The sequence below is a fragment of the Streptomyces sp. NBC_00433 genome (assembly GCA_036015235.1).
In the GTDB taxonomy this organism is placed as follows: Bacteria; Actinomycetota; Actinomycetes; order Streptomycetales; family Streptomycetaceae; genus Actinacidiphila.
This window is the reverse complement of the sequence record CP107926.1, coordinates 4,105,889-4,127,628: the sequence shown is the minus strand read 5'-3', so window position 1 is coordinate 4,127,628 and position 21,740 is coordinate 4,105,889. Positions and strand designations below refer to the sequence as shown.

The 21,740-nt window shown below is 73.7% G+C and carries 21 protein-coding genes; 12 read left to right on the top strand and 9 right to left on the bottom strand.

Annotated elements, in window-relative coordinates; genetic code table 11:
• Positions 1 to 132 precede the first annotated feature (132 nt).
• Positions 133 to 954, bottom strand: a complete 822-nt coding sequence (locus OG900_17355; protein ID WUH91700.1) for a helix-turn-helix domain-containing protein — start codon at positions 952 to 954, stop codon at positions 133 to 135.
• A 628-nt stretch (positions 955 to 1,582) separates the two neighbouring features.
• On the opposite strand from OG900_17355, the gene OG900_17350 reads away from it, so the two are divergent.
• Both OG900_17350 and OG900_17345 read left to right on the top strand, forming a co-directional pair.
• Positions 1,583 to 2,872, top strand: coding sequence for a pyridoxal-dependent decarboxylase (locus OG900_17350; GenBank protein WUH91699.1), 1,290 nt, complete (start codon positions 1,583 to 1,585; stop codon positions 2,870 to 2,872).
• 1 nt (position 2,873) lies between these two features.
• Entirely contained in the window at positions 2,874 to 3,668 is a 795-nt protein-coding gene (locus tag OG900_17345) for a hypothetical protein (GenBank protein WUH91698.1), read from the top strand.
• A 31-nt stretch (positions 3,669 to 3,699) separates the two neighbouring features.
• Here the strand turns inward: OG900_17345 and OG900_17340 are convergent, their stop codons facing one another.
• The 4 genes from OG900_17340 to OG900_17325 all read right to left on the bottom strand — a co-directional run bounded on the left by OG900_17340 (position 3,700) and on the right by OG900_17325 (position 6,793).
• Complete coding sequence (locus OG900_17340) at positions 3,700 to 4,758, bottom strand: helix-turn-helix transcriptional regulator (GenBank protein WUH91697.1); 1,059 nt, start codon at positions 4,756 to 4,758, stop codon at positions 3,700 to 3,702.
• A 311-nt stretch (positions 4,759 to 5,069) separates the two neighbouring features.
• On the bottom strand, positions 5,070 to 5,525 hold the full coding sequence (locus tag OG900_17335; protein ID WUH91696.1) for a tellurite resistance TerB family protein: 456 nt from the start codon (positions 5,523 to 5,525) through the stop codon (positions 5,070 to 5,072).
• 117 nt (positions 5,526 to 5,642) lie between these two features.
• Entirely contained in the window at positions 5,643 to 6,131 is a 489-nt protein-coding gene (locus tag OG900_17330) for a hypothetical protein (protein WUH91695.1), read from the bottom strand.
• An 86-nt stretch (positions 6,132 to 6,217) separates the two neighbouring features.
• On the bottom strand, positions 6,218 to 6,793 hold the full coding sequence (locus OG900_17325; protein ID WUH91694.1) for a TerD family protein: 576 nt from the start codon (positions 6,791 to 6,793) through the stop codon (positions 6,218 to 6,220).
• A 141-nt stretch (positions 6,794 to 6,934) separates the two neighbouring features.
• Here OG900_17325 and arfB point away from each other — a divergent pair, with 141 nt between their 5' ends.
• Positions 6,935 to 7,366, top strand: a complete 432-nt coding sequence (gene arfB / locus OG900_17320) for an alternative ribosome rescue aminoacyl-tRNA hydrolase ArfB (GenBank protein WUH91693.1) — start codon at positions 6,935 to 6,937, stop codon at positions 7,364 to 7,366.
• Positions 7,367 to 7,393: 27 nt separating this feature from the next.
• Here arfB and OG900_17315 read toward each other — a convergent pair whose 3' ends face one another.
• Entirely contained in the window at positions 7,394 to 7,906 is a 513-nt protein-coding gene (locus OG900_17315) for a flavin reductase family protein (GenBank protein ID WUH91692.1), read from the bottom strand.
• A gap of 309 nt (positions 7,907 to 8,215) precedes the next feature.
• Between OG900_17315 and cdgB the strand changes: the two genes are divergently transcribed.
• Positions 8,216 to 9,874, top strand: a complete 1,659-nt coding sequence (cdgB, locus tag OG900_17310) for a diguanylate cyclase CdgB (protein WUH91691.1) — start codon at positions 8,216 to 8,218, stop codon at positions 9,872 to 9,874.
• 506 nt (positions 9,875 to 10,380) lie between these two features.
• Positions 10,381 to 11,514 carry a beta-eliminating lyase-related protein gene (locus OG900_17305; GenBank protein WUH91690.1) on the top strand — a complete coding sequence of 378 codons (1,134 nt, stop codon included), beginning with the start codon at positions 10,381 to 10,383 and terminating at the stop codon, positions 11,512 to 11,514.
• Positions 11,515 to 11,532: 18 nt separating this feature from the next.
• Here the strand turns inward: OG900_17305 and OG900_17300 are convergent, their stop codons facing one another.
• Positions 11,533 to 12,504 carry a zinc-binding dehydrogenase gene (locus OG900_17300; protein WUH91689.1) on the bottom strand — a complete coding sequence of 324 codons (972 nt, stop codon included), beginning with the start codon at positions 12,502 to 12,504 and terminating at the stop codon, positions 11,533 to 11,535.
• Positions 12,505 to 12,614: 110 nt separating this feature from the next.
• Between OG900_17300 and OG900_17295 the strand changes: the two genes are divergently transcribed.
• Positions 12,615 to 12,944 (top strand): helix-turn-helix domain-containing protein, encoded by a 330-nt coding sequence (locus tag OG900_17295; protein ID WUH91688.1) that lies wholly within the window; start codon positions 12,615 to 12,617, stop codon positions 12,942 to 12,944.
• A gap of 14 nt (positions 12,945 to 12,958) precedes the next feature.
• Here OG900_17295 and OG900_17290 read toward each other — a convergent pair whose 3' ends face one another.
• Together OG900_17290 and OG900_17285 are read right to left on the bottom strand one after the other, a co-directional pair.
• Positions 12,959 to 13,645 carry a response regulator transcription factor gene (locus OG900_17290; GenBank protein WUH91687.1) on the bottom strand — a complete coding sequence of 229 codons (687 nt, stop codon included), beginning with the start codon at positions 13,643 to 13,645 and terminating at the stop codon, positions 12,959 to 12,961.
• 16 nt (positions 13,646 to 13,661) lie between these two features.
• Entirely contained in the window at positions 13,662 to 14,870 is a 1,209-nt protein-coding gene (locus tag OG900_17285; protein ID WUH91686.1) for a histidine kinase, read from the bottom strand.
• Positions 14,871 to 15,381: 511 nt separating this feature from the next.
• Here OG900_17285 and OG900_17280 point away from each other — a divergent pair.
• The 6 genes from OG900_17280 (at position 15,382) to OG900_17255 (ending at position 21,740) form a co-directional block, all read left to right on the top strand.
• The gene (locus OG900_17280) at positions 15,382 to 16,290 is read left to right on the top strand and encodes a DUF2520 domain-containing protein (protein WUH91685.1); all 909 of its coding nucleotides are present in this window, start codon (positions 15,382 to 15,384) and stop codon (positions 16,288 to 16,290) included.
• Between the two features lie 100 nt (positions 16,291 to 16,390).
• Positions 16,391 to 17,236, top strand: coding sequence for a pantoate--beta-alanine ligase (gene panC, locus OG900_17275; GenBank protein WUH91684.1), 846 nt, complete (start codon positions 16,391 to 16,393; stop codon positions 17,234 to 17,236).
• Positions 17,233 to 19,038 (top strand): L-aspartate oxidase, encoded by a 1,806-nt coding sequence (locus OG900_17270; protein WUH91683.1) that lies wholly within the window; start codon positions 17,233 to 17,235, stop codon positions 19,036 to 19,038. Before panC ends, OG900_17270 begins: the two co-directional genes overlap by 4 nt.
• A 51-nt stretch (positions 19,039 to 19,089) precedes the next feature.
• A complete protein-coding gene (gene nadC, locus OG900_17265; GenBank protein ID WUH91682.1) occupies positions 19,090 to 20,121 on the top strand; it encodes a carboxylating nicotinate-nucleotide diphosphorylase in 1,032 nt (343 codons plus the stop codon).
• Between the two features lie 6 nt (positions 20,122 to 20,127).
• Positions 20,128 to 20,922, top strand: a complete 795-nt coding sequence (locus tag OG900_17260) for a type III pantothenate kinase (protein ID WUH91681.1) — start codon at positions 20,128 to 20,130, stop codon at positions 20,920 to 20,922.
• An 86-nt stretch (positions 20,923 to 21,008) separates the two neighbouring features.
• Positions 21,009 to 21,740 (top strand): hypothetical protein, encoded by a 732-nt coding sequence (locus tag OG900_17255; GenBank protein WUH91680.1) that lies wholly within the window; start codon positions 21,009 to 21,011, stop codon positions 21,738 to 21,740.

Here is a 21,740-nt window from a genome sequence, read left to right as displayed (position 1 = left end):
AGAATATTCCGCCCCTCGGGACCCGGCCGCCGCGCGATCCCGGACCGGCGCCGCGGTCCGCCCGCGGGCACACGGCAGCGGCGGCCCGCTCAGCGGGCCGCCGATGGCGTGGTGCGCGTGCTGGACGGGCCGCTAGGCGGCGTCCGCGGTGTGCTGGGTGGGCAGGAAGGTCACCATGCGGCGGCGCGGGTCGTGGGCCGGTGAGGAGACCAGGGTGCGGACGTGCTGGGGGTGGCCGCCGACCGGCGGGACGATGATGCGGACCTGGCCGTCGTTGTGCAGCGTGATGCGGCTCGACCGGTCCACCGCCCGCCACAGCTCGGCCAGTTCGGGGTGGTCCTGGAGTTCGTCGATGATCCGGCGCAGCTCGGCGCTGCGGGTGGTCTCCGCCTCCAGCCGCAGCTGCCGCAGGTAGGAGGTGGCCCAGCCGTCCTCCCACTCCCCGCACAGCCGGCGGGCGTAGGGGCTGAAGAGCACGAACCGCAGCAGGTTGGCCGGCTCGGGTTCGCCGGCCGACAGGAAGAGGCGCTGCCAGGCGGTGTTGCTCTCCTCGACGCGCCAGCCGGCGTCCACGGCCAGCGAGGGGACGGGCAGGGCCCGCAGATAGCTCGTCCAGCCGGTGACCGCGTCCGGGTCGGGGCGGCTCGGGCCGCGCGGGGGGAAGCCGCCGCTGGCGATGAACCACAGCTCGTCGCGGCGGGCGGAATCGAGGCCGAGGGCCTCGGCGAGCGAGTCCAGCCGATGCAGCGGGATCGGCCGGACACCGCCTTCCCAGTCCTGGTACAGCCGGGTTGACACGCCCATGTACTGCGCCACGTCCTGCTGACTCACCCCGCTGCGACGCTTGCCCGCTGCCAGAGGGGTGACGCGGTCCGCCGGGCCCGCGTGGTGCTTGCGAGCCTGGCGGAGGAAGCCGTGGATCAGTGGCGGGGAATCCCCGTGATGCGGTGCCATGGGCATCTCCCCCGAGATCCGGCCGAGGTGATGCGCGCGCGCGTCACCGTTCGATTACTGGCCATTAGATGGTCTTGGTTCGGCCTGACCACTGTCAACCAATCCCGAGCGCCGCGCTTTGACCTGCGGATTTGAGCGTCCTTTGAGCAATGCGGAAAGCCCCGACCGCCCGGCAGGGCCGCAGATCACCCCACCGACCAGGCAGTTTGCGCCAGCGGGCCGAAATGGCGTACTTGCGCCACCACAGCCAAATCGGTCTGTCCACATTGGTACGTGTCCCATTTTGGACAACGCCCCCGCCCGTACGCGAAGTGCCAGCTAGGCGCGTAGAAGTACCGCAAAACAGGGGCCCGCGGCCCGAATTACGCACCTTTGGGTTCGTAGCGGTGGACACCTGCCCTCCGGTACGAATTCTCTTGGTGGTAGTCACCGCGGCGAAAACCTCGCCGGGGCGGGTGCCCGACACCAACCCTGCTTCCGGTCGCGGCACCCCGAGTCGCCGCGACCGGGCCGCCGAGGGCACCGGCCCGCTCCGCCCGGTTCCGGGGGGAGTCCTCGGCGGTGAGCGGGGGGCCGGCCTGCCAGCCGGCCCCCCGCCACCTGGAGCACCGCCGTCCCGGAGGTCGTCATGGCGTACCTGCCGCTCGCCGCACTGCCCGCACAGGCACCGCCGCCCTTCCCCGGCGCCGTGCGCCCGGCCGGCGTGCCCGAGCCCCGCCAGCTCATCGGCTATGCCGCGGCCGGCCCGGACGACACCCGGCGGCAGCTCGCCGCCCTCGTCGCCGCGCTGCGCGCGGCGGAAAGGCACGCGACGGAGGTGGTCGACGACTTCCCCGCCTCCTACCACGGCGACTACGCCGAGATGCTGGCCGCGCTCGCCGACCTCGACACCGACGAGGACGGGGACGTGCCGCCCGCCGCTGCCGACCCCGCCGCCGCGGGCGCCGCCGTGCTGGGCTTCGAACGGGCCGTCGTCGACTTCTGCACCGACCTGGCGCTCGGCGACCGCCGCCGCACCTGCGGCTACGTCACGGCCGGCGGCTCGGAAGGCCTGCTGGTCGGGCTGCGCGCCGGGCGCGACGCCCTGCCAGGCGCCCCGCTCTACGTCTCCGCGGGCGCGCACCACTCGGCACGCTCCCACGCCCGGCAGCTCGGCATGGACGTCGTGGAGGTCCCCCCCGACGCGAACGGCGCCATGGACGCCGGCGCCCTGCGGCTGCTGACCGCGCGGCGCCCCGGCGGCGCCGTCGTCGTGGCCACCGTCGCCGGCAACACGGCGGAGGACGGCGACGACGACCTGGCCGCGATACGGGCCGCCGCCACCCCGGCGGGCCCCGTCCACGTCCACGTCGACGCCACCCGCACCGGCCTGCTCGCGCCCTTCTCCCCGCAACCGGTGGCGTGGGACCTGCGGGACGGCGCCGACAGCCTCTCGCTGACCGCACACCACCTGCTGGGCCTGCCGGTGCCCTGCGGGGTGGTGCTGGTCGGCTCCGGCCGCACCCGCGCCGCCAGGGGCCGCGGCTCCACCCCCAACCCGCTGGCCGTCGCGCTGCTGTGGGCGGCGCTGCGGGACCGCGGCTACCACGGGCTGCGCGCGCTGGTCCACGAGTGCTACGACACCGCCCGCTATGCCGCCGACCACCTCGACGCGGCCGGCTACCGCACCACCCGCGCCGGGCACGGGCTGACCCTGCGCTTCCCCCGCCCGGCCGCCGCGGTGTGCACCCGCTGGCGGCTGGACACCGACGGCCCGCACGCCCGGCTCACCGTGCTGCCTCCGCTCACCCGCGCCTCGGTCGACGCCCTGTGCCGCGACCTGGGCACGGGAGCCTCGCTGCCGGCCGGCCCCGCACACCGTCCGCAGCCCGGCGCGGCCCGCACCGCCGCCGTGGCCGCTTCCCAGCGGGACGGCTGACGTGGCCGGGCGGCACGCGAGCGACGCGTTACCCGGCCGGGGCGGCACCGGGCCCGAGTGGCTGCTGCCGGTGTCCGTACCCGTCATCCCGCCGGCCACGTCCTACTGGGCCGGCGACTGGTTCGCGCCCGGGTCCGCCGCGGGCCGGAGCGGCGGTGTCCCGGTGAGCGTCGCCGTGCTGCCCGGCGGCACCGTGCACACCTGGGGCACCGTCATGTCGCAGGCCCGCGACCTCGTGGACGGCACGCACCCGGCGTGGTCCGCCGCCGCCTGGCAGGCCCGCGAGAGCGGTCGGCCCACCCGGGTCGCCGTGGGCCACCCCGACGGCCGCGTGGAGACCCACCTGGTGGCCGCGGACGGCACCTCGAACCTGGTCGACGGCACCCTGCTCCCGGTGCCCGGCAGATGCCCGCCCGACCCCTGCTGGGGCGACCCGCCGGGACTCCCCCACGAGGTCTGCGCGGCGGGACCGGGACCCGCCGCCGCGGCCGCGGTCGTACGCGCCGCGCAGGACGCCGCGCTCGACGCCGACTGGAAGGCCGCCACGCACTACTACATGGTGGCCGCAGCCCGGCTGCACGGGCTGGGCTCCCCGGAGGCCGAGCCGGTCGCCCGGCTCGCGGTCTCCGCGTGGCTGCGCACCGGCCGCGGCGAGGCCTCGGCCGCACCCGGCTTCGCCCTGGTGCACCTGCTGGTCTCGACCTTCCCCGGCCTTCCCGGGCCGATCGCCGCGCTGCTGCGCCGGCTGGCCGACCACCTCCCGGCGACCGGCCGCAACCGCGTCAGAGGCCGCTGAGCGGCGCCGGCGAAGGCCGCGCCGCCGGGGCTCACTGCACCACGAAGGTCCTGGCGAACTCGGCGTCGTTGGCCAGCTTCAGGCCGGCCTCGAAACGGCTGGCCGCGTTGAGCCGCTCCATCAGCTTGGCGATGGCCCGCTGGACCGTACGCCGGTGCACCCCCAGCTTGCGGGCGATCTGGTCGTCGCTCAGGCCGGAGGCCATCAGCCGGATGATGACCCGCTCCTGGGCGGTGATCTCGCTGTCCTCCGCGCTGGTCCTTGACGCCCGCGCCAGGGTCAGGCCGCGCAGCCAGCAGTCCTCGTAGACCGCGAGGAAGGAGCGCATCAGCGCGGCCCCGCGGATCACGATGACCGCCTCGGTGGGGTGGTCGGGGTCGGCGGCCAGCACGGCGGCGTCCCGGTCGAAGGTGAGCATGTCGAAGGGCGCGTGGTCGACGAGCCGCAGCTCCACCCCGGAGTCCGCCAGATCGTGCAGATAGCGGGCGTATTTGGGGGAGTGCAGGCACGACATCGGGTAGATCGCCCGGTTGCGCACCCCGCGGGCCATGATCGTCCGGTCGTGTTCGAGGGAGGCCTCAAGCACCTCGATCGCCGGCATCGGCCCCGGGTGCATCGAGCTGCACGTCTCGCGGGCCGCGTCCGACAGGTCCAGCCGGGTGCGCTGCTTGCGGCGCTGCTCGGTGATGAACTCCACCGCGACCTCGCTGGTCTCGCGCTGCACCGCGGGCCGGTAGACCGAGAGCAGTGCCTCGGTCACCCGCTGCAGCCGCACCCCGCTGCGCAGCTGCTCCGCCGCGTTGGCCTGGTAGTTGTCCATGGCCCTGGCCAGTGCGGCGTCGGGGTCGACGGCCTCGGCGACCCCCTCGCGCACCTGGACGAGGCCCAGCTCGCTCAGCCGGCGAAAGCCGCGGCCGCTGTGCGCGTCGTCCGGGCTGACGGCCGAGAAGAGGTCGCCGCTCGGGACACCGCCCTTGGTGCGCAGCATCTCGTACAGCGCGAGCGCCGCGTCCTCGTCCCGCTGGGTGCTGACTCCGCCCGACGTGCTCGCTGACCCCGCGCACGCCTCCTCACTCGGTCCCGGAAGCATGTGCCTTCCTCCATAGGTGATCCGGCGGCCACTCGGATACGGAGGCGCCCCGAACGCCCCAGGTTCCCCGAACCCCGTGTTCCCGTGCCTGCCACAGAGTGTCACGCAAGTATTACCCGCTAACGGAGCCGTCGGTACCGGGTATCCGCAACGTGCGACCGGCATGTGACGGAGCGTGCGCCGATTTCGGGGCATAGCGTGCGCGGGCGCCGGCCTGCCCGCCCCCGCACACGGCGATGCCCGGGACGCGGGTGCGTCCCGGGCAAGCGCTTCCACCGGTGCGGCGGCCGGCCGGGCGGACCGGCGGGGTGTCAGAGGTCGAACTCCTGCGGGTTGAGCCCCACCGCGTAGCACGCCTCGCGGACCACGGCCTGCTCGGTCTTGTCGAAGTCGCCGTCGGCGCCGCCGATGACGATGCCGATCTGGATCACCGCACGCGCCTCGGTCGGCTTCTTCTGCACCTTGGCGATCTCCTGCAGGATCGCCACCTTGCCGAAGGCGAAGTCGGCGGTCAGCTTGCCCAGGTAGTCCTCGAAGCGGCGCTGGAGGTCCAGGGCCGGGAAGTTCTGCAGCACCTCGTTGGTGCCGATCAGCGCCGCGACCCGCTGCCGCTCCGCGGGGTCGATGGTGCCGTCCGCGGCGGACACCAGCGCGCACATCGCCATGCTGGCGTCCCGGAAGGCACCGCTCTTCAGGTCGTTCTTCTTGGCGTTGAGCTGCGTCTGCATATTGCTCGCGGACTCTTTGAAGCGGTCCCACAGGGCCATCGGGGGTCTCCTCGCACAGGCGGTCGTTACGGTCTGGGAACTCGTCGGGAGCGTGAAGGAGTTCCCGAGCCGACCGTAACGCCCCGGACGGGGCGCCCGGACCGCCGGGTGGCCGGGTCAGACCCGGGGGAATCGGGCGAGCAGCGCCCACAGGGCCGGATTGCCCTCCAGGCCCTCGTGCATGTCGGTGAGGTCGGCGACCACGTCGTGCAGGAAGTCCCGTGCCTCCCTGCGCAGTTCCGCGTGCCGGACCGGCAGCGGGGGCTCGTCGGGGAGCCAGTCGGCGGTCACGTCCACGAAGCCGAAGCGGCGTACGAAACGCAGCCTGTCGGTGGATTCGGTGAAGTCGAACTCGGCGTGTTGCGGCCGGGCCGCCCTGCTCCCCGCCGGGTCACGGTCGAGCCGCTCGGCGATGTCGCACAGCGCCCACGCGAAGTCCAGCACCGGCACCCAGCCCCACGCGGTGGACAGCTCCCGCTCGCCCTCGGCGAGGTAGACGTCGCCGCAGAAGAGGTCGTGCCGCAGCGCCCGTACGTCCGCCGTGCGGTAGTCCGTCTGCGGCGGGTCGGGGAAGCGGCGGGAGAGGGCGTAGCCGAGGTCGATCACCCGGCGATCGTGCCAGATCGCCGGCGGTGCCCCCGCACAGCCCGGCGGCCGGGCTGTGCGGGGCTCGTCACACCTGGGTCAGCGGGTCAGAGCGAGACGCCGAAGTCGGTGGCGATGCCGACCAGGCCGGACGCGTAGCCCTGGCCCACCGCGCGGAATTTCCACTCCGCCCCGTTGCGGTACAGCTCGCCGAAGACCATCGCGGTCTCGGTGGCGGCGTCCTCGCTCAGGTCGTAGCGCGCGATCTCGGCGCCGCCGGCCTGGTTGATGATGCGGATGTACGCGTTGCGCACCTGGCCGAAGTTCTGGCTGCGGGCCTCGGCGTCGTAGATGGACACCGGGAAGACGATCTTCTCGATGTCGGCGGGCAGGCCTGCCAGGTTGACGTTGATGGCCTCGTCGTCGCCCTCGCCCTCGCCGGTGCGGTTGTCACCGGTGTGCACGATGGTCTGGTCGGGCGTCTGCTTGTTGTTGAAGAAGACGAAGTGTCCGTCCGAGTAGACCTTGCCGCCCGCGTTGACCGCGATGGCGCTCGCGTCGAGGTCGAAGTCCGTGCCGGTGGTGGTACGGACGTCCCAGCCGAGGCCGACCGTCACTGCCGTCAGTCCGGGCGCCTCTTTGGTCAGCGAGACGTTGCCGCCCTTGGACAGGCTTACCGCCATGGGAAGTCCCCTTTTGTGTTGGTCTTGGGTGTTGCCGTCGAAACTACCCTCATCCGACTGAACGCGGACGGGGGATGCGCTGGTTCCGCACGCCGGGTAAATCCCGTGACGAAGCGGTGGTCGGCGCGGGACCATGGAGGCATGTCCGGGCCACTGACCATCCGAGGTTCCGTCTCCGTGCCGGAGGCGGAGCTGCAATGGCGTTTCTCGCGCTCCTCGGGCCCCGGCGGCCAGCATGTCAACACCACAGACAGCCAGGTGGAGCTGCGCTTCGACCTGGCCGCGACCGAGGCGCTGCCGCCGGTGTGGAAGCGCCGGGCGCTGGAGCGGCTCGAAGGGCGGCTGACCGGCGGGGTGGTCGCGGTGCGGGCGTCGGAGCACCGCTCGCAGTGGCGCAACCGCGAGGCCGCGCTGACCCGGCTGGCCGCGCTGCTGGCGGAGGCGACCGCGCCGCCGCCGAAGGTGCGGCGGGCGACGAAGATCCCGCGCGGCATCAACGAGCGGCGGCTGCGGGTGAAGAAGCAGCGCGGCGAGACCAAGCGCGGCCGCAGCGGCGGCGGTGGCTGGGACTGACGCGGGCCGCCACCGCCGGAGCCGTCGTCAGCGCAGGAAGCGGTAGCGGCCGCGGAAGTACGTCAGCGGTCCGCCGTCGGCGCTGGGGGTCCGGGCGGCCAGCACATGGGCGACGACGAGCGTGTGGTCGCCCGCCGGTACGCGCTGTGCGGTCTCGCACTCCAGTATCGACAGGGCGCCGCCCAGGATCGGGGCGCCCGAGTGCTCGCCGCGGTAGTAGGAGATGTCCTCGAAGAGCAGCCGGTCGCTGATCCGGCCGCGCAGCGCGAAGCGCCCGGCGATATGCCGCTGGCTCTCGCTGAGCACGGACGCGGCCCAGCGGGGCTGCCGCTCCAGCAGCTCGTCCATCCGGGACCCGACCCGGACGCTCACCAGCACCATCGGGGGTTCGAGGGAGACGGACATGAAGGCGGTCGCGGTCATGCCGACGTCCTCGCCGCGCGGCCCGTCGTCCGGGTCGTGCGCGGTGATGAGGACGACGCCCGCGGACAGGCGGGTCATCGCGGCGCGGAAGGCATCGGTGTCGACGGTCTGGGCCATGGTGGTCCCAGGATGCCGGTCTGGTGAAGTGTGAAGCACGTTCCTCACGTTACGGGTCGGTAGGAGGATGCGGATCGGGCTGTGGTCGCATTCATACGCCGACCTGGTCCTAGGACCCTCCCCGCACCCTCTGTGTCCGTATGCTTACCCGATGGTGTGACTTGAGTCACAAGACGCAGTAATTGTTGACCCTGTGTACCGACCGCACAGCTCGCTGTGATTCAGTTGCCGGTGTAGACCGGTGCCGCCGGTGTCATCGGATGTCTCGGACAGAACACGGGAGTTGTTGTCGAGGGCGCGGAGAGGGGCATGGATACCGAGTCGGAGCCGTACGTCCGCCTCGCGACCTTGCGTCAACTGCACCAGGTCGTGGCGGACCTCAACACGGCACGCAGCCTTGCCGACACCCTGCAGGCGGTGGCCGACGGGGTGGTCAAAGGGCTGGGCTACGACCTGGCGGCCGTCAACCTGGTGCGTCCCGACGGCGACCTCGTCGTCGCCGCCTTCGCGGGCAGCACCGCGGGCGAGGCGCTGCTGTCCGGCAAGGTCGGCCCGCGCGCGTCCTGGGAGCGGCGGCTCACCATGGGGCAGCGCTGGGGCTCGCTGCGCTTCATCCCGCACACCGAGGGCTGGGTCCTCATCGACGACGACGTGCCGCAGTGGCACACCGAGGGCCCGCTGCCGCGCTTCGCCGACGAATGGCACCCCGGCGACCGCCTCTACGCCCCCATGCGGTCCTCGCAGAGCGGCGGCGCCGAGCTGATCGGCGTGATCTCCGTCGACCGCCCCTCCACCGGCCGCCACCCCGGGCCATGGGGCTGCGAGGCACTCCAGATGTACGCCTTCCAGGCCGGCATCGCGATCAGCAACGCCCGCATGCGCGCCAACATGCAGCGCGCCCTGGTCCGGCTCGAACGCGACCAGCAGGCACTGCGGGCCAGCGAGGAGAGCTTCCGGCAGGCCTTCGAGTACGCCCCCAGCGGCATGGCCATCGCCGAGATGGGCGGCGACCAGCACGGCAAGCTGCTGCGCGCCAACGACGCGCTGTGCCGGCTGCTCGGGCGCAGCAGCTCCGTCATGCGCCGCTACTCCTTCTCCGACCTCGTCCACCCCGAGGACGTCGGCCTGCTGCTGCGCACCTCCGCCGAAGGCGGCCGGGCCGAACTGCGGCTGGCCCGCCGCGACGGCTCCTACGTGTGGGTCTCGCTGCGCAATTCCGTCGTCGCCGACACCGCGGACGGGCCGCGCTTCCTGCTCACCCACGTCGAGGACATCGAGGAGCGCAAGGGCCGCGAGCTCCAGCTCGCGCACCGCGCCAGCCACGACTCGCTCACCGGCCTGCCCAACAGCGCCGAGCTGCGCGCCCGGCTCTCCGCCCGGCTCTGCTCCCGCCCGCAGGACAAGGACGCCGTCGCGCTCGCCGCCGAGGCGGACGGCCCGGACGAGTTCGCCTTCAGCTACGGCTACGGCCCCGACGAACTGGCCGCGCCGCTCGGCGCCATCGGCTACGACTCGCACATCCACACGGTCGCGCCCGACGAGAACGATCCGGCGCCGGGGAAGGGGCTCGCCGTCCTCTTCTGCGACCTGGACGGCTTCAAGTCCATCAACGACCGCTTCGGCCACCACACCGGTGACGCCGTCCTCATCGAGGTCGCCCGCCGGCTCACCGGGGCGGTCCGCGACGGCGACACCGTCGCCCGCCTCGGCGGCGACGAATTCGTCGTCCTCGCCGACGGGCTCGCCCCGGCCGACGCGGCCGATCTCGCGGTGCGGCTGCGCAATGCGATCATCCCGCCGATCCGTGTGGACGGCCGGGCCGTCCGCGTCGGCGCGAGCTTCGGCATCGGCTGGGCCGGCTGCGGCATGACGGCGGAGCAGGTGCTGCACTCCGCCGACCAGCGCATGTACGTCGAGAAGCGCAGCCGCTCCTCTTCCCCCCGCCCCAACCACCGCCGCGCCGGTTGAACCCTGGCCTCAACCGGCCTCAGCTTCCCACCCGCCGCCCCGGTGGGAGCCTGGTCGCGCAGTTCCCCGAGCCCCTGGGGTGCTGCCCCTTGCGGTGCGTTGCTTCCCTGCGGCCCGGTGGGGGCTGGTCGCTCCGTTCTCCCCCAGAGCTTCGCCTGGGGGTACCCCCACGCGTCCCTTCGGGCCTGCTTCCTCCTGCGCCAGGCGTTTGCCCCTGCCGGGGCCCTCTGCGCCAGGGGCACGCGTTTTTCAGGGGCGCGGGGAACTGCGCGCCCCGCCGAAAAGGCGGGAAAGACGAACGGCCACCGCAAGTGGCACCCACCCAGGGGCGCGGGAACTGCGCGCACAGCCACGACGCACGCGCAGCCAAGCAACGCACCGCAAGGGGCAGGGCCTCAGGAGGCTCGGGGAACTGCGAGACCGGCCCCCACCGGGCCGCAGGCAGGCAACGCACCGCGAGGGGCACCCGGCCCGGGGGCGGGGGAGGCGTGCGGCAAAATCGGGGGATGGCAGAGGATGAGGCGCGGCGGCTCGCCGCGATGGCGGGCTGCGCAAGGGTGCTGGCGAACCCCGCCAGAGAGTCGATCGCGCAGCGACTGGCGCGGCTGGCACAAGAAGGCGCGGAGGCGTACGACACGACCGCGCCGGTGGACTTCTACGGCGACGAGGCAAGCGTCGTGGGCGAGGTGGAGCGCCGCACCGCGGAGCTGCTGGGCACGGAGGCGGCCGCGTACTTCCCCACGGGAACGATGGCCCAGCAGGCCACCTTGCGCGCCTGGTCCGGCCGCACGGGCAACCGCACGGTCGCGTTGCATCCGCTCGCCCACCCCGAGCGCCACGAGCGCGCCGCGCTCACCGCCGTGAGCGGGCTGCGCACGGTCCACCCGACGACCGACCCGCGCCTGCCCAGCGCAGCGGAAGTGCGGGACTTCGAGGAGCCGTTCGGGACGCTGATGCTGGAGCTGCCGCTGCGCGAGGCGGGCTTCGTGCTGCCGACGTGGGAGGAGCTGACCGCGACGGTCGAGGCGGCCCGCGAGCGGGACGCCGTGGTCCACCTGGACGGCGCCCGCCTGTGGGAGTGCACCCCGCACTTCGGGCGTTCGCCGGCCGACATCGCCGGGCTCGCGGACAGCGTCTACGTGAGCTTCTACAAGTCCCTCGGCGGCATCTCGGGCGCCGCGGTGGCCGCGTCCGCGGACGTCGTGGCGGAGCTGAGGGCGTGGCGGCACCGCTACGGCGGGCAGCTCTTCATGCAGTTCCCGGCGGCGCTGTCCGCGCTGGCGGGCCTGCGCAACGAACTGCCGCGGCTGCCGTCCTACGTGGCGCACGCCAAGCGGGTGGTCCGGGCCCTGCGGGAGGGGCTGGCGGAGGGCGGCGCGACCTGGCCGCGCACGTATCCCGACGAGCCGTTCACCCACCAGTTCCAGCTGTGGCTGCCCTACCCGGCGGACGTGCTGAACGAGGCGGCGCTCCAGCAGGCCGAGCAGACGCGCGAGTCGGTCTTCGGCCGCGGGCGCTTCCGTGAGACCGACCTGCCGGGACTCTCGATGACGGAGATGACCGTCGCCAAGGACGCCCTCGACTGGTCGGAGGAGGACGTCCGCGGGGCCGCCGCGGACTTCGCCTCCCGCCTGCCCTGACGCGGGAGGCGCGGGGGCTCAGATCCGCAGCAGCAGCTTCCCGGTGGTCGAGCGGGACTCGACGAGGCGGTGGGCCTCGGCCGCTTCCGTGAGCGGGAATTCCGCCGTCACCGGCAGTTCGACGCCCCCGTCGGTCACCGCGCGGAAGGCGGCGTCGGCCAGCTCCCGCAGGCGCTGCGGGTCGGCGGCGGCCAGGCCCATCAGGGAGAAGCCGGAGACGGTGAGGGCGGCCGGGTAGAGGTCGGCGGGGCCGACCTGCCAGGGGGCGGCGGACCCGGAGTTGCCGAAGGAGACGAGGCGGCCGAAGCGTGCCGTGACCGCGAGGGTGCGGCGGAGGATGTCGCCGCCTATCGGGTCGAGGGCGATGTCGACGCCCCGCCCGCCGGTCGCGGCCAGCACGTCGGTGTCGAAGCCCGGTGTCAGGAAGACCTGGTCGTAGCCGGACTTGAGGGCGTGCGGCGCCTTGTCGAAGCTGGAGACGACGCCGTAGACCGCGCTGGCCCCGCCGATCCTGGCGAGCTGTCCCGCGACCGTGCCGACTCCGCCGGCGGCGCTGTGGACGAGGACGGTGTCGCCCTCGCGCAGGCGGGCGATGTCGTGCAGCAGGGCGTAGGCGGTGGGCAGCACGCTCGGCAGGGTCGCGGCGGTGCGCAGGTCGAGCCCGTGCGGGACCGGGAAGGTCGTCGCGGCGGGCGCGACGGCTATCTCCGAGTAACCGCCGCCGGGCATGAAGGAGGTGACCTCCTGGCCGGGCGTGAAGGCCGTGACGCCCTCGCCGACGGCGAGCACCGTGCCGGCGACCTCGAGTCCCGGGCGGAAGGGGAGCGCCTCGACCCGGTAGCCCTCCGCTCTGGCCAGGACGTCGGCGAAGTTGATGCCGGCGTAGGCGACTTCGACACTGACCTCGCCCGGCCCCGGCACGGGCTCCGGCAGGTCCACCGGGTGCAGCACCTCGGGTCCGCCGAACTCCTCGAAGATCATGGCGCGCATGGCGCTTCCCCCTTGCTGTTCAATGAAGAGCGAACATCGGTGAGTGTAAGATTTTCATCGAACACTCGGCAACTCGGTTTGATTTCCGCACCCGACCTCCGGGAGGACGCATGACCGCACCGCGGGCACACCGGGCCGCCCCGGACCACACCCACCCCGACCACGTACCCCTCCTGACGGCGCTTAGTGCTCTCGCCGACCCCGTACGTCTGCGGCTGGTGCGCGAGCTGGCCGTATCCGCCGACTGGGACCGCGCCTGCGGCTCCTTCGACGTGCCGGTCGGCAAGGCCGCGCTCAGCCACCACTTCGCCACCCTGCGGGCCGCCGGCCTGGTCGAACAGCGCGACGCGGGCCCCAAGCGGCTCAACCGGCTGCGCAAGGCCGAGTTCGACGCCCGCTTCCCCGGCCTGCTCGACCTCGTCCTGCGGGCGGAGCCCTGACCGCACCGGCGTGCTCAGAGCGCACCGCCGCCGGCCCTGACGAGCCCCGACTCGTACGCGAGCACCACCGCCTGCACCCGGTCGCGCAGGTCCAGCTTCGTCAGGATCCGCCCCACGTGCGTCTTCACCGTCGCCTCCGACAGCACCAGCTTGCGGGCGATCTCGCCGTTCGACAGGCCCGTCGCCACCAGCAGCAGCACCTCGCGCTCCCGCTCGGTGAGCTTGCCCAGCTCCTGGTGCCGCGGCTCGCCGCCCGCGACCGGCAGCATCGGAGTGAAGCGGTCGAGCAGCCGCCGGGTCGTACTCGGCGCGACCACCGCGTCACCGCTGTGGACCGAGCGGATCGCGGCCAGCAGCTCGTCCGGCGGCACATCCTTGAGCATGAAGCCCGCCGCCCCCGCCTTGAGCGCGGCGAACGCGTATTCGTCCAGGTCGAAGGTCGTCAGGATCAGCACCCGCGGGCACTCGGCGCCGCCGCGCTCGCCGCCGCAGATCCGGCGGGTCGCCTCGACACCGTCCATCCGCGGCATCCGCACATCCATCAGCACCACGTCCACCCGGGTGGAGCGCAGCACCTCGACCGCCTCGGCGCCGTCGCCAGCCTCCGCGACGACCTCCATGTCCGGCTGCGCGGCCAGCACCATACGGAAGCCGGTACGCAGCAGCACCTGGTCGTCCACCAGCATGACGCGGATCGCCATCAGATCCCTCTCCTGTTCACTTGCCCGCCGCGGTCAGCGGCAGCACCGCGCTGATACGGAAACCGCCCTCAGGGCGCGGCCCGGCGTCCAGCGTGCCGCCGACCATGCCGATCCGCTCCCGCATACCGATCAGGCCCTGCCCGAGCCCGTCCCTGCCGCCCTGCTCGTACAGCCCGTCCCTGCCGCCCCGCCCGTCGTCCTCGATCAGCAGGTCGAGCGCCGCGTCCCCGAACCCCAGCAGGACGCTGGCACTGGCCCCGTCCCCACCGTGCTTGCGCACATTCGTCAGCGCCTCCTGCACGATCCGGTACGCCGTCAGCTCGACACCGCTCGACAGCGGCCTGGCGTCCCCCGCGACCTCGAACCGCACCGGCAGCCCCGCCCCGCGCACCTGGTCGATCAGATCCGCCAGCTGGTCCACCCCGGGCTGCGGCACATACTCCCCGCCCGCGTCGTCCCCGGCCCGCAGCAGCCCCAGCAGCCTGCGCATCTCGGCCAGCGCCTGGCGGCCGGTGCTGGAGATCGTGCTCAGCGCCTGCTTGGCCTGGTCCGGCGCCACATCCAGCACATAGGCGGCGCCGTCGGCCTGCACCACCATCACCGACACATTGTGCGCGACCACATCGTGCAGCTCCCGCGCGATCCGCGCCCGCTCCGCCGCGACCGCGGCCCTCGACTGCGCCTCCCGCTCCCGGTGCAGCCGCTCCGCCCGCTCCTCCAGCTGCGCGTAATACGCCCGCCGGGTCCGCAGCCGGTCGCCGACCACCCATGACAAGGCGAAGATCACCGTCAGGAAGAAGGTCTGGATCAGCGTCGTCCAGATCGTCGAGTCCTCTTCGTGCGGCGGCCACCGCACCATGGCGATGGGCGTCGCCAGCAGCCCCGCGGCCAGTGCCAGCCGCGACGACCAGCGCGCGCCGTTCGACGCGCAGGTGTAGATGATCACCAGCATCGCGGCGTCGCCGGGATTGGGCGGCTCCACGTTCAGCGCGAGCTGGGCCGCGCCCGTGGCGATCGCGAGCAGCAGCATCTTCTCCGGCGCGGTGCGGCGCAGCGCGACGACGGCGCCCAGGGCGAGGGACACCGGGACGGCGGCGGCGCGGGCCGCCTGCGACGGCGAGTGGTCGGCGGCGATCCACACCGCGGACGCCGCGAGCAGGACGACGGCCCAGAAGCTGTCGACCCACGTCGGGTGTTTGCGGAGAAATTCGTAGATGCGCTGCACATAACCCAGCGTATGTACGGCAACGCGTCCCGGGGTCAGCCCCGGGAGCGATCTCCCCTACGCCCCAAGGTGGACATCCCCCTCCCAGGACCCCGGGCAACAGCCCCGTCCGCGGTGGCTTGTCTCGCAGTTCTCCCCCAGCGCTTCGCCTGGGGGTACCCCACGCGAACCTTCGGCCTGCGTCCTCCTGCGCCCAGGCGTTCGCCCCTGCCAGGGGGCCTGCTCCTGCCACGGAGGGCGAGCGTTCTTCAGGGGCGCGGGGAACTGAGCGCCCTGCCACAACGCGGCCGCAGCCAAGCAACGCACCGCAAGGGGCTGCCGCCTCAGGGGCGCGTGGGGGTACCCCCACGCGAAGCGCGGGGGAGAACGGAGCGACCAGCCCTCGCCGGGCCGCAGGGACGCGACGCGCCGCGAGGGGCAGCCCCCGCAGGGGGAGGTGGGGTGCGTCACGCGGCGCAAGAGGAAGGAGTTCGCGTAGGATTGACGAGAAGTAGCCCTAGCGGGAGGCGAAATGGTGGAGGAACGGCCCGGCCGTCTGACCGTGGGCGTCGTGGGAGCGGGCCGCGTGGGCCCGGCCCTGGCCGCAGCGCTGGGAATGGCCGGGCACCGCCCCGTGGCCGCCTCGGGCGTGTCCGAGGCGTCTCGGCGCAGGGCCGAGGCCCTGCTGCCGGGCGTGCCGATGATGGAGCCCGGCCAGGTGATGGCCACCGCCGACCTCGTCCTGCTGACCGTCCCGGACGACGCCCTGCCCGACCTCGTCAGAGGCCTGGCGGAGACCGGCGCCGTACGCCCCGGCCAGCTGCTCGTGCACACCTCGGGCCGGTATGGCACGTCCGTGCTGGACCCTGCGCTGCGCGTGGGCGCGCTGCCCTTGGCGCTGCATCCCGCGATGACCTTCACCGGCACCCCGGTGGACGTGCAGCGGTTGGCCGGCTGCTCTTTCGGGGTGACCGCCCCGGGGGAGCTGCGGCTGGCCGCGGAGGCGCTGGTCATCGAGATGGGCGGCGAGCCGGAGTGGGTGGAGGAGCAGGCCCGCCCGCTCTACCACGCGGCGCTGGCGATCGGCGCGAACCACCTGGTGACGCTGGTGGCCCAGTCCAGGGACCTGCTGCGGGCCGCGGGAGTGGCGGAGCCGGGCAGGATGCTGGGCCCGCTGCTGGGCGCGGCCCTGGACAACGCGCTGACGGCCGGCGACGGCGCCCTCACCGGACCCGTGGCCCGCGGCGACGCCGGCACGGTCGCCGCCCACCTTCGGGAGCTGCGCGAGCACGCCCCCGAGACGGTGCCCTCCTACGTGGCGATGGCCCGCGCCACGGCCGACCGCGCCCTGGCCAACGGCATGCTGAAGGCCGAGTACGCCGAGGCGCTGCTCGGGGCCCTGTCCGACGAGCCCAGCCCGCAGGACGGGGGCCTGGCATGACCGGGCTCGCGCACCAGGCCGGGAATCCGGCGCCCTGCGGTGCCGAGGCGCTGCTCGGGGCCCTGTCCGACGAACCCAGCGCACAAGACGGGGGCCTCGCATGACCCAGCTCGTCCACAAGGCCGGAGACCTGGCGCCCTGCGGCGCCGTGGTCATGACGATGGGCGCCCTCCACGAGGGCCACGCCTCGCTGATCCGCGAGGCCCGCGCCCTGGCCGGCACCAGCACGGTCACCGTGACGGTCTTCGTGAACCCGCTCCAGTTCGGCCCGAACGAGGACCTGGCCCGCTACCCCCGCACCCTCGACGCGGACCTCGGGATCGCCGAGGCGGCCGGCGCCGACGTGGTCTTCGCCCCGGACGTGGACGAGGTCTATCCCGGCGGGCAGCCGCAGGTGCGGATCACCGCGGGACCGATGGGCGAGCGCTTCGAGGGCGCGTCCCGCCCCGGGCACTTCGACGGCATGCTCACCGTCGTCGCGAAGCTGCTGCACCTGACCATGCCCGCCCGCGCGGTCTTCGGCCAGAAGGACGCCCAGCAGCTCGCGCTGATCCGCCGCATGGTGACGGACCTGAATTTCCCGGTGGACATCGTGGCCGCGCCGACCGTACGGGAAGGGGACGGCCTGGCCATGTCCAGCCGCAACCGCTACCTGTCGGACGTGGAGCGGGATTCCGCCCGCGAGCTGTCCAGGGCGCTGTTCACCGGCCGGGAGGCCGCACCCCGCGGCCCCGCGGCGGCGGTGCGCGCGGCCAGGGTGGTCATGGACCACGCGGCCACGCTGGAACCTCCTGTCGCCCTCGACTACTGCGCCCTCATCGACCCCGCCGACTTCACCGAGGCCGCCCCCGACCACACCGGACCCGCGGTCCTGGCCGTGGCCGCGAAGGTCGGCGCCACCCGGCTGATCGACAACATTCCGCTGGAATTCGGAGCCGCCCTATGAACGCATCTGGAGCCGGCGGCAGCGCCGGCAGCACCGGCATACGCCTGCACGCCCCCGCGCCCGGCTGGGCGATCAGCGCCGACGTGGTCGTCGTCGGGTCCGGGGTCGCCGGGCTGACCGTTGCGCTGCGGTGTGCCGCGGCGGGCGCCAAGGTCATCGTCGTGACGAAGGCGCACCTGGACGACGGGTCGACGCGCTGGGCGCAGGGCGGTATCGCCGCGGCCCTGGGCGACGGCGACACCCCCGAGCAGCACCTGGACGACACCCTGGTCGCGGGCGCGGGGCTGTGCGACGAGGCGGCCGTCAGGGCGCTGGTGGGCGAGGGCCCCGACGCGGTGAGGCGGCTGATCGCGACCGGGGCGCGCTTCGACACCGACCCGGCCAGCGGCGAGATCCTGCTGACCCGGGAGGGCGGGCACCACCGGCGGCGTATCGCGCACGCGGGCGGGGACGCGACCGGCGCGGAAGTGTCCCGCGCGCTGATAGACGCGGTAAGGGCCGCGGGCACCGCCCGGGACGGCGGCCCGAATCTGGAACTGATCGAGAACGCGCTGGTCCTGGACCTGCTGAACGACGCCGAGGGCCGCACCGCCGGCGTCACCCTGCATGTGATGGGCCAGGGCCGCCGCGACGGTGTCGGCGCGGTCCATTGCCGAGCCGTGGTCCTGGCCACCGGCGGGATGGGCCAGGTGTTCTCGGCGACGACCAATCCCGCGGTGTCGACCGGCGACGGCGTGGCCCTGGCGCTGCGCGCGGGCGCCGAGGTCAGCGACATCGAGTTCGTGCAGTTCCACCCCACCGTGCTGTGGCTCGGCCCGGACGCGGAGGGCCAGCAGCCGCTGGTGTCGGAGGCGGTGCGCGGGGAGGGCGCGTATCTCGTCGACGCCGAAGGCGTCCGCTTCATGGTCGGGCAGCACGAGCAGGCCGAGCTGGCGCCGCGGGACATCGTCGCCAAGGGCATCATGCGGCGGATGCAGGAGACCGGCGCCGAGCACATGTACCTCGACGGCCGGCATTTCGGGCCGCGGATGTGGGCCGAGCGCTTCCCGACGATCCTCGCCGCCTGCCGCGCGCACGGCATCGACCCGGTGACCGGGCTGATCCCGGTCGCGCCCGCCGCGCACTACGCCTCGGGCGGTGTCCGCACCGACCTCTCGGGGCGCACCACGGTGCCGGGCCTCTACGCGTGCGGCGAGGTCGCCTGCACCGGTGTGCACGGCGCCAACCGGCTGGCGTCGAACTCGCTGCTCGAGGGCCTGGTCTTCGCCGAGCGGATCGCCGCCGACGTGCTGGCCGTGCTCGCCGACCCCGCGCGGTCGCCCGCGGAGCCGGTGGTCCCCGCGTCCGGCGGCGCCCCGCTGCTGGCCTCGGAGGCCCGCTACGAGGTGCAGCGCATCATGACGGCGGGCGCGGGCGTGCTGCGCAGCGCGGAGTCCCTGACGGTCGCCGCGGGGGCGCTGGAGCGGCTGCACACCGCGGCGGTGGAGGCGTACGACAGGGAAGGCAAGACCGCGGAGCCTTGCGTGGAGACGTGGGAGTCCACCAATCTGAGTCTGGTCGCGCGGGTCCTGGTCGCCGCCGCCCGGCGCCGCGAGGAGACCCGCGGCTGCCACTGGCGCGAGGACCGGCCCGACCGCGACGACCGCGACTGGCGGCGCCACCTCGTCGTACGCCTCACCCCGCACCGCACGCTCGACGTCCGTACGACTCCGGGCCCGGACTTCCCGCCGGTCCGTGCCGCGCGGGCGGCGGCCGCCGTCGGGGATGATGGGTCCCCGGGGCGCCCGCCCGTGGCCCCGTAGGCCAGCGCACCGCACCCGTACCGCCCAGGCACCGCCTCAGAAGGAGCACCAGTGACCAGCCCCGACCGCCCGCAGCCCGTCTCCCTCCCGCTGCCGCAGTTCGGCCCGCCGGACGAGGCGAGCGGCGGTGGCGGCTGCGGGGACGGCTGCGGATGCGGCGCCGAGGGCGCGGACTACGAGATCGACCCGCTGGAGTGCGGCCTCGACCCGGACCTGGCGCAGCTGATCGCCGACGCGGGCCTGGACCCGGTCCAGGTCGAGGACATCGCGCACATGGCCATCGAGGAGGACCTCGACCAGGGCGTGGACATCACCACGGTCGCCACCGTCCCCGAGGAGTCCAGGGCGGTCGGCGACTTCACCGCCCGCGAGGCCGGCACGGTCGCGGGCCTGCGGGTCGCCGAGGCGGTGCTGTCGGTGGTGTGCACCGACGAGTTCGAGGTCGAGCGGCACGTGGAGGACGGCGACCGGGTCGCCGCCGGGCAGAAGCTGCTGACGGTACGCACCAGGACCCGCGACCTGCTGACCGCCGAGCGCAGCGCGCTCAACCTGCTGTGCCGGCTGTCCGGCATCGCGACCACCACCCGCGCCTGGGCGGACCTGCTGGAGGGCACCAGGACGCAGGTGCGCGACACCCGCAAGACCACGCCGGGCCTGCGGGCGCTGGAGAAGTACGCGGTCCGCTGCGGCGGCGGCGCCAACCACCGCATGTCGCTGTCCGACGCGGCCCTGGTCAAGGACAACCACGTGGTCGCCGCGGGCGGGGTCGCCCAGGCCTTCAAGCTGGTGCGGGCGGAATTCCCCGACGTGCCGATCGAGGTCGAGGTCGACACCCTGCACCAGGTGCGCGAGGTGCTCGACGCCGGCGCCGACCTGATCCTGCTGGACAACTTCACCCCGGCGGAGACCGCGGAAGCCGTGGCGATCGTCGGCGGCCAGGCCTTCCTGGAGTCCTCGGGCCGGCTGACGCTGGAGACGGCCCGCGCCTATGCCGAGACCGGCGTCAACTTCCTGGCGGTGGGCGCGCTGACCCACTCCTCCCCGATCCTGGACATCGGCCTCGACCTGCGAGCGGAAGCGTAGAGGCGGATGCTGCTCACCATCGACGTCGGCAACACCCACACCGTCCTGGGGCTCTTCGACGGCGAGGAGATCGTCGAGCACTGGCGCATCTCCACCGATGCCCGGCGCACCGCCGACGAGCTCGCGGTGCTGCTCCAGGGCCTGATGGGCATGCATCCGCTGCTGGGCGACCTCGGCGACGGCATCGACGGGATCGCGATCTGCTCGACGGTCCCCTCGGTGCTGCACGAGCTGCGCGAGGTGACCCGCCGCTACTACGGCGACGTGCCGGCCGTGCTGGTCGAGCCGGGCGTCAAGACCGGGGTGCCGATCCTGGTCGACCACCCCAAGGAGGTCGGCTCCGACCGGATCATCAACTCGCTGGCCGCCGTCCACCTCTACGGCGGCCCGTGCATCGTGGTCGACTTCGGCACCGCCACCACCTTCGACGCGGTGTCCGCCCGCGGTGAGTACATCGGCGGCGCCATCGCCCCGGGCATCGAGATTTCGGTGGACGCCCTCGGCGTCCGCGGCGCCCAGCTGCGCAAGATCGAGCTGGCCAGGCCGCGCAGCGTGATCGGCAAGAACACGATCGAGGCGATGCAGTCCGGCATCCTCTACGGTTTCGCCGGCCAGGCGGACGGCATCGCCGAGCGCATGGCCCGCGAGCTGGCCGCCGACCCCGACGACGTCACGGTCATCGCCACCGGCGGCCTGGCGCCGCTGGTGCTGAACGAGGCGTCGATCATCGACACCCACGAGCCGTGGCTGACGCTCATCGGCCTGCGCCTGGTCTATGAGCGGAACGTCTCCACCACCTGACCCGCCGGAAATGCGCCGCCGGGGGCACGACGCACCGTGGGCGGTAATTGCGGAGCATTTGTCCGCTTACCACTTAAAGTCCAGGCATGCCTTCGCCACACGGAACCCGAGGCGGCATGGCGTTCAGCGCGGACGAGGTGCGCGTTCTGCGGCGCGCACTCGCGGAGGTGCTGCACCCCAGCAGGACCGCCGTGGCCGTCGCGCCGAGCGCGGCGGCCGCCACGCACCGCCCGGCCGCCGAGCATGTCCGGGACTGCCTCAGGCTCGCCGAGGCGGTGGACGAGGCGGCCAGGGAGGCGGGGCGGCTGCGCGGCTTCCTGCTGGCGGAGCTGCGCCGCTACCGCGAGGCGCTGCCCGGCTCGGCCGCCGGCTATCTGGAGCGGCTCACCGCCGCCGTGGCGTCGGGGTACCCGCCGGGCGCCGACGACCTCGCCGCGCTGCGCGGCCTGCGCGCGCAGGCCACCGGCAGCCCCGAGCACCACCGGCGTACCGCACTGCTGCGCCACTGCGAAGACCTGGCAACCGAAAACCTGGCAGACAACGGAGTACCACTGCGTCTGGAGGCCCATATGCCCGCGCCGCGCCGCCTGCTCGCCCTCCCCGGCACGTCCGCCGCCGGCGAGGGACCCGACGCCGAGCCCGAACCGGAGAACAAGCCCGCTCCCGGCACCCCCAAGCCCCCGGCGCCCGACCCGGGCCGCCGGACGCCGACCCCCGCCGAGATCTGGCCGCCCGGACGCCGTCCCGCGCCGCGCCCCGAGGACGAGGACGCGATGGCCGCGCTGGCCGTCCTGGTGGGCCCGCGCCGGGCCTGCTGA

What these genes read in the sequence shown, in the direction of transcription:
- arfB (WUH91693.1), top strand. Translation starts at nt 6,935, where the DNA reads ATGTCCGGGCCACTGACCATCCGAGGTTCCGTCTCCGTGCCGGAGGCG.
- OG900_17315 (WUH91692.1), bottom strand. Translation starts at nt 7,906, where the DNA reads ATGGCCCAGACCGTCGACACCGATGCCTTCCGCGCCGCGATGACCCGC.
- OG900_17280 (WUH91685.1), top strand. Translation starts at nt 15,382, where the DNA reads ATGGTGGAGGAACGGCCCGGCCGTCTGACCGTGGGCGTCGTGGGAGCG.
- OG900_17255 (WUH91680.1), top strand. Translation starts at nt 21,009, where the DNA reads ATGCCTTCGCCACACGGAACCCGAGGCGGCATGGCGTTCAGCGCGGAC.
- panC (WUH91684.1), top strand. Translation starts at nt 16,391, where the DNA reads ATGACCCAGCTCGTCCACAAGGCCGGAGACCTGGCGCCCTGCGGCGCC.
- OG900_17290 (WUH91687.1), bottom strand. Translation starts at nt 13,645, where the DNA reads ATGGCGATCCGCGTCATGCTGGTGGACGACCAGGTGCTGCTGCGTACC.
- OG900_17295 (WUH91688.1), top strand. Translation starts at nt 12,615, where the DNA reads ATGACCGCACCGCGGGCACACCGGGCCGCCCCGGACCACACCCACCCC.
- OG900_17335 (WUH91696.1), bottom strand. Translation starts at nt 5,525, where the DNA reads ATGGCCCTGTGGGACCGCTTCAAAGAGTCCGCGAGCAATATGCAGACG.
- OG900_17270 (WUH91683.1), top strand. Translation starts at nt 17,233, where the DNA reads ATGAACGCATCTGGAGCCGGCGGCAGCGCCGGCAGCACCGGCATACGC.
- OG900_17350 (WUH91699.1), top strand. Translation starts at nt 1,583, where the DNA reads ATGGCGTACCTGCCGCTCGCCGCACTGCCCGCACAGGCACCGCCGCCC.
- OG900_17300 (WUH91689.1), bottom strand. Translation starts at nt 12,504, where the DNA reads ATGCGCGCCATGATCTTCGAGGAGTTCGGCGGACCCGAGGTGCTGCAC.
- OG900_17260 (WUH91681.1), top strand. Translation starts at nt 20,128, where the DNA reads ATGCTGCTCACCATCGACGTCGGCAACACCCACACCGTCCTGGGGCTC.
- cdgB (WUH91691.1), top strand. Translation starts at nt 8,216, where the DNA reads ATGGATACCGAGTCGGAGCCGTACGTCCGCCTCGCGACCTTGCGTCAA.
- OG900_17305 (WUH91690.1), top strand. Translation starts at nt 10,381, where the DNA reads ATGGCAGAGGATGAGGCGCGGCGGCTCGCCGCGATGGCGGGCTGCGCA.
- OG900_17355 (WUH91700.1), bottom strand. Translation starts at nt 954, where the DNA reads ATGGCACCGCATCACGGGGATTCCCCGCCACTGATCCACGGCTTCCTC.
- OG900_17340 (WUH91697.1), bottom strand. Translation starts at nt 4,758, where the DNA reads ATGCTTCCGGGACCGAGTGAGGAGGCGTGCGCGGGGTCAGCGAGCACG.
- OG900_17325 (WUH91694.1), bottom strand. Translation starts at nt 6,793, where the DNA reads ATGGCGGTAAGCCTGTCCAAGGGCGGCAACGTCTCGCTGACCAAAGAG.